General features: G+C 73.8%; 9 protein-coding genes. All 9 read right to left on the reverse strand.

Going from position 1 to position 9,105, the window contains the following annotated elements; translation table 11 throughout:
• Nucleotides 1-214: 214 nt before the first annotated feature.
• Nucleotides 215-1,840 carry a PQQ-binding-like beta-propeller repeat protein gene (locus AB0F11_RS36345; protein ID WP_362183596.1) on the reverse strand — a complete coding sequence of 542 codons (1,626 nt, stop codon included), beginning with the start codon at nt 1,838-1,840 and terminating at the stop codon, nt 215-217.
• A gap of 156 nt (nt 1,841-1,996) precedes the next feature.
• Entirely contained in the window at nt 1,997-3,793 is a 1,797-nt protein-coding gene (locus AB0F11_RS36350) for an ABC-F family ATP-binding cassette domain-containing protein (RefSeq protein WP_362183599.1), read from the reverse strand.
• Nucleotides 3,794-3,821: 28 nt separating this feature from the next.
• Nucleotides 3,822-5,144: an acyltransferase gene (locus AB0F11_RS36355; RefSeq protein ID WP_362183602.1), complete on the reverse strand. Its 1,323-nt coding sequence runs from the start codon at nt 5,142-5,144 to the stop codon at nt 3,822-3,824.
• 208 nt (nt 5,145-5,352) lie between these two features.
• Nucleotides 5,353-5,490 carry a hypothetical protein gene (locus AB0F11_RS36360; protein WP_362183605.1) on the reverse strand — a complete coding sequence of 46 codons (138 nt, stop codon included), beginning with the start codon at nt 5,488-5,490 and terminating at the stop codon, nt 5,353-5,355.
• Nucleotides 5,487-5,618, reverse strand: a complete 132-nt coding sequence (locus AB0F11_RS36365) for a hypothetical protein (protein ID WP_362183608.1) — start codon at nt 5,616-5,618, stop codon at nt 5,487-5,489. Before AB0F11_RS36365 ends, AB0F11_RS36360 begins: the two co-directional genes overlap by 4 nt.
• Nucleotides 5,615-5,926: a hypothetical protein gene (locus tag AB0F11_RS36370; protein ID WP_362183611.1), complete on the reverse strand. Its 312-nt coding sequence runs from the start codon at nt 5,924-5,926 to the stop codon at nt 5,615-5,617. The genes AB0F11_RS36365 and AB0F11_RS36370 overlap by 4 nt, the downstream gene beginning before the upstream one ends.
• A 20-nt stretch (nt 5,927-5,946) precedes the next feature.
• On the reverse strand, nt 5,947-6,858 hold the full coding sequence (locus AB0F11_RS36375; RefSeq protein ID WP_362183614.1) for a 4-(cytidine 5'-diphospho)-2-C-methyl-D-erythritol kinase: 912 nt from the start codon (nt 6,856-6,858) through the stop codon (nt 5,947-5,949).
• The gene (gene rsmA, locus AB0F11_RS36380) at nt 6,855-7,754 is read right to left on the reverse strand and encodes a 16S rRNA (adenine(1518)-N(6)/adenine(1519)-N(6))-dimethyltransferase RsmA (protein ID WP_362183617.1); all 900 of its coding nucleotides are present in this window, start codon (nt 7,752-7,754) and stop codon (nt 6,855-6,857) included. The genes AB0F11_RS36375 and rsmA overlap by 4 nt, the downstream gene beginning before the upstream one ends.
• Entirely contained in the window at nt 7,751-8,962 is a 1,212-nt protein-coding gene (locus AB0F11_RS36385) for a ubiquitin-like domain-containing protein (RefSeq protein WP_362183620.1), read from the reverse strand. The genes rsmA and AB0F11_RS36385 overlap by 4 nt, the downstream gene beginning before the upstream one ends.
• Between the last annotated feature and the right edge of the window lie 143 nt (nt 8,963-9,105).

The raw sequence follows: 9,105 nt of genomic DNA on the forward strand, positions 1-9,105 counted from the left end.
GGCGGGGCGGCCGGGGGCTGCTGCGGGGCGGCGGGCGGCGCCGGCGGCGGGGGCGGCGCGCCGAACCCGCCCGGAGGGGGATCCTGCGGCGCTCCGAACCCACCCGGAGGGGGATCCTGCGGCGCTCCGAAACCGCCGGCGGGCGGCTGGTGGGGGGGCGGCGGGGTACTCATCGGTTGCTACTGCCTCTCGGTGGGCGGCTCGGTGGGCTCGTTCACTTGCCGAAGACCATCAGGAGCTTCTCGTCCGTGCCCTTGGCGCTCAGGAGGGCGGAGGAGATGTAGAGGCGGCCGTCCACGTAGTCGATCTTCGGTTGGTAGAAGGAGCTCTCGATCGGAGCGGAGACCCCGGAAGGGTTGCGCAGGAGCACGGTCGGCTCGCCGCCGGCGGCCGGGATCGCCACGACCTCGCCGCCCTGGTCCCCCACGCCCTTGCGGTAGGCGATCAGCCGGCCGTTCTCGGCCTTGATCGGGGTCAGGACGCGGCCCTCGCCGGACGGGGTCCGCCACTTGGCCTTGCCGGTGCCCAGGTCGAAGGCGACGATCTCGTTCGCCTTGGGCTTGCCGGGCTCCGTGACGGTCGGCATGTACAGGGTCCCGCCGTCGACCACGGTGGCGTCGCAGATCTCGACGGTACTGAAGAGGCTGCCGATGCACTCGGTGGCGAAGGTGCCCTCGCCGCTGACCGTGGTGCGCTGCTTCCCGTCGGGGCCGAGGACCACGATGGAGTGTTGCTTCTTCTCCTCGTTGCCGACGTCGAGGACGATCGGGTCGAGCGAGTAGACGGCCGTGACCTTGTACGTGTCGGGAAGCCGCCAGGTCCAGGTCTTCTTGCCGGTGACCGGGTCGGCGCCCGAGACCTCGTTGGTCATGTTCTCGTCGAAGCAGCTCGCGACGGCGATCATCTTGCCGTTCTGGACGACGTACGCGCCGGGCTTGCAGCCCTCGGCCGTCTCGCTGCCGAACAGCTTGTCGCCGGTGCTGACCTTGAAGGCGCTGGCGCCGCCGCCGCGGCTGACGGTGACGGTGTCGCCGGTGATGCCGAGGGTGGGGCTGGTCATGGTGTCGAGGAGGCCCTCCTCGGGCACCTCCCTGGTCCAGCCCTCCTTGCCCGTCTTGAGGTCGACCAACCGCAGCCGGTTGCAGCTGGCGCTGTCGGACTCGCCGTCCTTGTACATGACGACGGTCCTGCCGTCGCCGGTGGTATGGCGGGTGACGGAGCAGATCTGGGTGGGGAAGGCGAGCGTCCACTTCTCCTTGCCGTCGGCGGCCCCATAGGCGGTGAGGTTCTTCCACGCGCTCTTGACGACGGTGTCGCCGATGATCCAATGGCCTTCCGAGGGGACGCCGCTGCCGGGACCGTCGAGCTTGACGGTCTTCAGCCACAGGACCTTGTCCTCGCCCTGCTTGCGGCCGGCGTTGAGGTCCTCGGAGTCCTTCGCGCCGTTGCCGCTGCCGTCGCCCTTGTCGGCGGAAGCGGAGGGCTTGCCGTCCGCGGGCGCGGAGCTCTGCGCCGCGGGCTTGCCTGGCCCGTCGGAGCCGCCGGAGCCGAACGCGAACCAGGCGCCGGTGCCGAGCACGAGCGCGCCCGCGACGGCGGCCGCCACGATGACGGCCGTCTTCCGCTTCGGCGGGGTGCCCTGGCCCTGCGGGGCGCCGGGCACGGACTGGGGCGGCGGCGGATACCCGTACCCCACCTGCCCCATGGGCTGCGTCGGCGCCTGGGCGTAGGGGTTGGGGCCCTGCGGGGGCATCCCGTAACCGGGCTGCGGCGGGCCGGGCAGGTGGCCGTAACCGGAAGGCGGGGGCGGCTGGTTCGGCGGCTGGGGCGGCTCGGTCATCAGCGCGTACCTTCGGCGTGCGGGCGGTCGGGGGGATCACCTTTCTATCACTGCCCAGGGACGCACAACGGTCCGGTCGCACCCCTGTTCCCAAGGGCGGACCGGCCCGTGACAGCGCCGTTATCAGGCCAGTTGGCGCCCGCGGCCCGGCCGGCCCTAGGCCTCCTCGGCCAGCTCCAGCCAGCGCATCTCCAACTCGTCGCGGTCGGAGATGAGTTCACGCAGCTCCGCGTCGAGCTTGGCCACCTTCTCGAAGTCGGTGGCGTTCTCGGCGATCTGGGCGTGCAGGTTCGTCTCGCGGTCGGCCATCTTGTTGAGCTGGCGCTCGATCTTCGCCAGCTCCTTCTTCGCGGCGCGCTGGTCTCCCGCGGACGCCGACTTGGCCGGGGCAGGGGCGGGCGCCGGCGCGGCCGCCTCGATCATCCTCTGGCGGCGCTCGAGGTACTCGTCGAGGCCGCGGGGCAGCATCCGCAGCGTCGCGTCGCCGAGCAGCGCCATCACCGTGTCGGTGGTGCGCTCGATGAAGAACCGGTCGTGGGAGATCACGATCATCGAGCCGGGCCAGCCGTCGAGGAGGTCCTCCAGCTGGGTGAGGGTCTCGATGTCGAGGTCGTTGGTGGGCTCGTCGAGGAACAGGACGTTGGGCTCGTCCATCAGCAGCCGCAGGATCTGCAGGCGGCGGCGCTCACCGCCGGAGAGGTCGCCGACGGGCGTCCACTGCTTCTCCTTGGTGAAGCCGAACTGCTCGCACAGCTGGCCGGCCGTCATCTCGCGGCCCTTGCCGAGGTCGACGCGGTCGCGTACGCGCTGCACGGCCTCCAGGACCCGCAGGGACGGGTCGAGTTCGCCGACCTCCTGGGAGAGGTAGGCCAGCTTGACCGTCTTGCCGACGGTGACGGTGCCGGCGGCGGGCTGGACGTCGCCCTGGGTGCGGGCGGCCTCGGCGAGGGCCCGCAGCAGGGAGGTCTTGCCGGCGCCGTTGACACCGACGAGGCCGATGCGGTCGCCGGGGCCCAGGTGCCAGGTGAGGTGCTTGAGCAGCGTCTTGGGGCCGGCCTGGACGGTGACGTCCTCCAGGTCGAAGACGGTCTTGCCGAGGCGGGCGTTGGCGAAGCGCATCAGCTCGGAGGTGTCGCGCGGCTCCGGCACGTCCGCGATGAGGGCGTTGGCGGCCTCGATGCGGAAGCGCGGCTTGGAGGTGCGGGCGGGCGCGCCGCGGCGCAGCCAGGCCAGCTCCTTGCGCATCAGGTTCTGCCGCTTGGCCTCCTCGGTGGCGGCGATCCGCTCCCGCTCGGCGCGGGCGAAGACGTAGTCGCTGTAGCCGCCCTCGTACTCGTAGACCGAGCCGCGCTGGACGTCCCACATGCGGGTGCAGACCTGGTCGAGGAACCAGCGGTCGTGGGTGACGCAGACCAGGGCGGAGCGGCGCTCCTGGAGGTGGCGGGCCAGCCAGGAGATGCCCTCGACGTCGAGGTGGTTGGTGGGCTCGTCGAGGACGATCAGGTCCTGGTCCTCGACGAGCAGCTTGGCGAGGGCGATGCGGCGGCGCTCACCGCCGGAGAGCGGGCCGATCACGGTGTCCAGGCCGAGGGTGAACCCGGGCAGGTCGAGGCCGCCGAACAGGCCGGTCAGGATGTCGCGGATCTTGGCGTTGCCGGCCCACTCGTGGTCGGCCATGTCGCGGATGATCTCGTGGCGGATCGTGGCGGCCGGGTCGAGGGAGTCGTGCTGGGTCAGGACGCCCATGCGCAGGCCGCCGCTCTGGGTGACCCGGCCGGAGTCGGGCTCCTCCAGGCGGGCGAGCATCCTGATGAGGGTGGTCTTGCCGTCGCCGTTGCGGCCGACGACACCGATCCGGTCCCCCTCGGACACGCCGAGGGAGATGCCGTCGAGCAGGGCACGGGTTCCGTACACCTTGCTGACTGCCTCGACATTGACCAGATTGACGGCCATCAGACGCGCTCCAGGGAAAGGGTGTGGATCAGCCCCTCAGCCTAACGCTCCGCGCCGAGCCGGATCGTTCCACCAGGCACCAGCCGCCGAGTGCCATCGCGATCGCGGCGGGCGCGGTGACGGGCAGTGCGACGAGGGTGGCGGTGTGGCCGTCGAACAGGCCGCCGAGGCCGGTCATGGACAGGCCGAGGACGCCCAGCAGGCAGAGCGTGATCCCGGCGGCGGCGCGGGGGCCGGAGCCGGGGGCCGTCGGCGCTGCGGCCGGGGCCTCGAACCGGCGGAACAGCGCGACGAGCAGCCCGGTGAGCACGGCCGCGAGGAGCAGCCGCACCGGCACCTGGGCCCCCCAGGCGGCCGAGGCCGGCTCGGGCAGCCGGAGCCCGAGGGCGAGCTGGGCGGCGTACACGGCGAGCATGGGGGTCAGGTGCCAGAGGAAGGCGGTCATGGCGATGCCGTTGGCGGCGACGACGCCCCGCCAGACGCGCGGCCGGGCCAGCAGGCGGCGGGCGGGGCCGGCGAGCAGCTGTACGGCGCCGACGAGCCACATGCCGTGGCAGAGCAGGGCGAGGGTCGGCGGGGCCATGTTGGACACCTTCTCGCCGGGCATCCCCACCATGGACAGCGGGTACGGGCCGTACGCGACGAGCAGTACGGCGCCGGTGAGCCCGGCGGCGGCGAGGAGGGCGGGCCTGCGGATCCTGCCGTCGGCGCGGAGGAAGCCGAGCTGGTGCACGGCGAGCCAGACGAAGGCGAAGTTCAGGAACTCCACGTAGGGCACGCCGAGCCCGAACCGGAGCGCGTCGACGGCGGCGGCCGCCCCTGCGAGCAGCCCGAAGGCGGCCCAGCCGAGGCGGCGGTGCAGCCTGAGCATCGCCTTTGTGAAGGCCACCATGGCGAGGTAGATCCCGATGAACCACAGGGGCTGGGTGACCATCCGCAGGGCGGCCGCGGTGAGCCGCCCGTCGCCCCGGCCGGCGGCCTGCACGGCGAGCGCCCCCGCGGTCCACACGAGCACGAACACGAGCGTGGGCCGCAGCAGCCGCCGCAGCCGGCCGCGCAGGAACGCGGCGTAGACGGGGGCGCCGCCGCTCTTGCGCTCCAGTGACCGGTAGGACAGGGCGTGGGAGAACCCGCCGACGAAGAAGAACACCGGCATGACCTGGAGCCCCCAGGTCACCACCTGCAGCCCGGGCACGACGGCCAGCAGGTTCCCTATCCCGTCACCGCTGACGGCGGCCATCAGCCAGTGCCCGAGCACGACGGTCCCGAGCGAGGCGACGCGCAGCAGATCGACGTACCGGTCACGCGAATCGGGCGTGGCCGCAGCCACGTCCCTGACGGAATTCCCCATACGGGCACCCTCCCGCCCCCCGACCCCGTCAACCAGAGCGCAGCTACTCACTCCGCCCTGGGTACCCGCCCCTGAGGCCGGGGAGCGTGCGGGCGCCGAGCGCGGGGTACGGGGGCAGCGCCCCCGGAAACAGCGCCGGGCCCGGGCACCGCGACCGGTCCGGCTCCGTCGGCCGGCAAAGCGCCGCGGTCCAGCGGCTTCGGCCCCGTCAGCCGATCCAGACCACGCGGACAACGGAGATCTCCCGTAGCCGCTCGGGCGCCAAGAACGTCATGAAGCCGCGGCCGCCGAAGATGTCGAGGGTTCGGAGACCACCGCCCTCGACCGGGCCGCGGCCCCCAGTCACCGGTCATCCCGACCGAGAATCGCGAGCTGGTCTGCAAGCCGCTCCACCTCGGTGACGACTTCTCGGGGCAACGCCCCGACAACGTGCTCGGCGTCCGGGTTGTAGTGCCACGTCCGGTCGTCGCTCACGCGGCGGCCTCGCGCCGGGCGGCGGCGAGGATCTCCTGGATCTCGGCGACGGCCTTGTCGAGGGTCTCCCGGTCGGCAGCCGCTTCGGCGAGCGCCTCCAGCTCCCGCAGCCGCGCCGCGCGGGCCGGGTGCCGCTGGACGGCGACGAACTCCCCCCACCACTGCAGGAACGACCGGAGCGGGGCAATGGTGCTCTGTTCTGCGCTCTGCTCCGCCGCGCGGTCAAGGTGTTCCACGAAGGCCGGCAGGTGCGCCGGGGCGATCTGCGCAACAGCCGCCCGCAGTGCGGCCGGGGTGAGGGCGGGCATCGGAATCAGTGGTCTGTCCGTCACAGGCGGGTTGCGCCAGGGGCCGGGGATGTGGCCGTGCGGGTGGTGCGGCAGGTGCCCGAGGCTTCGAGGGCGGCGGCCACCTTGGCGGCGGCCTCCTCGTCGCGGACCAGGAACGCCGTCGTCGGGCCGGAGCCGGAGACGAGTCCGGCGAGGGCGCCCGCCCCGGTGCCCGCGGCCAGCGTCGCCGCCAGCCCGGGCCGCAGCGACAGGGCGGCCGGCTGGAGGTCGTTGGCCAGGGCGGCGGCCAGCGCGTCCGGGTCGCCCGCCGCGAGGGCGGCCAGCAGGGCCGGGGAGGCCTCGGGGGCCGGGATGTCCCGCCCTTCGGCCAGCCGGTCGAACTCGCGGAACACGGCCGGCGTGGACAGCCCGCCGTCGGCGACCGCGAAAACCCAGTGGAAGGTGCCGGCGTCGACGGGGGTCAGCAGCTCGCCGCGCCCCGTGCCGAGCGCCGCCCCGCCGAGCAGGCTGAACGGCACGTCGCTGCCGAGCTCCGCGCAGATGTCCAAGAGGTCCTGGACGGGGCTGTTCAGCCCCCACAGGAGGTCGCAGGCCAGCAGGGCCCCGGCCCCGTCCGCGCTGCCGCCGGCCATCCCGCCGGCGACGGGGATCTTCTTCGCGATGTGGATGTGGACCGCGTCGGACAGGCCGTGCCGGGCCGCCAGGGTCTGCGCCGCCCGCGCCGCCAGGTTCGTACGGTCCAGCGGGACCTGGTCCGCGTCGGGCCCGGTGCAGGTCACCGTCAGTTCGTCGGCCGGGGTGACGGTCACCTCGTCGTACAGCGACACGGCGAGGAACACGTTGGCCAGGTCGTGGAAGCCGTCGGGCCGGGCCGCACCCACCGCCAGCTGCACGTTCACCTTCGCGGGGACGCGTACCGTCACCCCGCCCGTGCGCACGCCCGCGCTCACAGCGCCGGCCTTTCCGCGGCCGGCTTGTGCTCGGCGATCGCGGCGAACTCCTCCACCGTCAGGGACTCGCCGCGCGCCTGCGGCGAGATGCCGGCGGCGACGAGCGCCGCCTCGGCGCCGGCCGCGGACCCGGCCCAGCCGGCCAGCGCGGCCCGCAGCGTCTTGCGCCGCTGCGCGAAGGCCGCGTCGACGACGGCGAAGACCTCGGTCTTGGAGGCGGTGGTCTTGATCGGCTCGGTTCGGCGCACCAGGGAGACCAGGCCCGAGTCGACGTTCGGGGCGGGCCAGAAGACGTTGCGGCCGATGGCCCCGGCCCGCTTCACGTCCGCGTACCAGTTCGCCTTGACCGACGGCACCCCGTACACCTTGCTGCCGGGCCGGGCGGCCAGCCGGTCGGCGACCTCGGCCTGCACCATCACGAGCGTGCGCTCGATGCTCGGGAAGCGGTCGAGCATGGTCAGCAGCACCGGCACGGCCACGTTGTAGGGGAGGTTCGCGACCAGCGCGGTCGGCGCCGGCCCCGGCAGCTCCTCCACGAGCATCGCGTCGGAGTGCACCAGCGCGAAGCGGTCCTTGCGCTCCGGCATCCGCGCCTCGATGGTGGCGGGCAGGGCCGCGGCGAGGACGTCGTCGATCTCGACGGCGGTGACCCGGTCGGCGGCCTCCAGCAGCGCGAGCGTCAGCGAGCCGAGCCCGGGTCCGACCTCGACGACCACGTCGTCGGGCCGGACCTCGGCGGTGCGCACGATGCGGCGCACCGTGTTGGCGTCGATGACGAAGTTCTGGCCCTTCTGCTTCGTCGGGCGCACGCCGAGGGCCGCGGCCAGTTCGCGGATGTCGGCCGCGCCGAGGAGGGCGTCGGGGTTTTTGTCGGGCTGCTGCTCTGCGGTGCTCACCGGTAAAGCCTACGGCCGCAGTGCGGCCACGGACTCGCCCCCCGCTGCACGTAGAGCTTCTTCGCCCGGAACGTCTGCTCCGCGCCGGTCGCGTCCTGCGGGCGGCCGGTGCCGCCCAGGGCCTGCCAGGTGCGTACGTCGAACTGGTAGAGGCCGCCGTACGTCCCGGACGCGTCGGTGGCGTGGGCCCGGCCGCCGGACTCGCACTGGGCGAGCGCCGCCCAGTCCAGGCCCTCGGCGCCGGCGACGGAGGCCGGCAGCGGCTTGGTGCCGACCCTGACGAGCTGGGTGACGGGTTCGCGGACGACGTCCTCCGCGACCCGGCGGGGTTTTTGCCGGACGCCGTTGACGGTGCGCAGGGCGTACGTGACGCGGCGGGCGCCGTGCCGGCCGGGCCGCTCGACGACCTCGGTCCCCGCGAACAGGGTGTCGTCCTCGATGCGCTCGGTGGCGTACGGGATGTGCTCCTCGCGGACCTCGCGGGTGCCGCTGATGCGCAGCACGGTGACGGTCTGTCCGTCGCGCGGGAAGGAGTCGGGCGGGACGGAGGTGGTGTCCTCGCCCTGGAGGGTCAGGCCGGCCTGGCCGAGGGCCTCCCGGACGGTGGCGGCGTTGGTGCGGATGGTGGTCTCGCCGCCGTCGGCCATGAAGGTGATGCTGCGTTCGGTGCGGACGGCGAGGTCGAGGCCGCTGCGGGGGACGGGCGCGGTGCGCAGGGCGGACAGGTAGGCGCCTTCGACGCGGACCCCGAACTGGCGCAGGGCGCCCTCGACGGTGCGGGCGGTGGTCCACACCTGGCGGATCTGCCCGTCGAGGGTGAGGCGCAGGGGGCGGCCGTAGCGGACGACGACCTCGTCCCCGTCGTCGAGTGCGGCCCCGCGGGCGGGCGCGACGAGGTCGTGGGCGCCGACGCCGAGGCCTTCGGCGGCGAGGAGTTCGCTGACGTCGTCGGCGAAGGTGTGCAGGGTCCGGGACTCGCCGTCGACGGTGAGGCGTACGGATTTGTCGGCGGCGACGAAGGCGGTGGTGCCGCCGGCGAGGAACGCGACGACGAGGGCCTGCGGGACGATCCGCCGCCAGTGGTCGCGCCCTTGGCCTCCGGCGGGGGCGGGCACGGGGGGCACGGTGGGGGCCGGGGCGGGGGCCGGGACGGTACGGCGCCGACGGCCGGTTCCGGGCAGCGGGTCGGGGTCGGTCAGGGTGTCCAGGCCGCCGCCGGAGCCCTCGGGGGCTGCGGCGGCTGCGCGGGCGACCGCCCCTGCGGCCGTTGCCGCGGCGGCTGCGCCTGCCGCGGCCGGTCCCGAGCCCGTTCCCGCGAGGCCCGCCGGATCCGGGGTCGGGCGGCGCCGGC

It is taken from the genome of Streptomyces sp. NPDC032472, from assembly GCF_040636955.1.
Classification (GTDB): Bacteria; Actinomycetota; Actinomycetes; order Streptomycetales; family Streptomycetaceae; genus Streptomyces.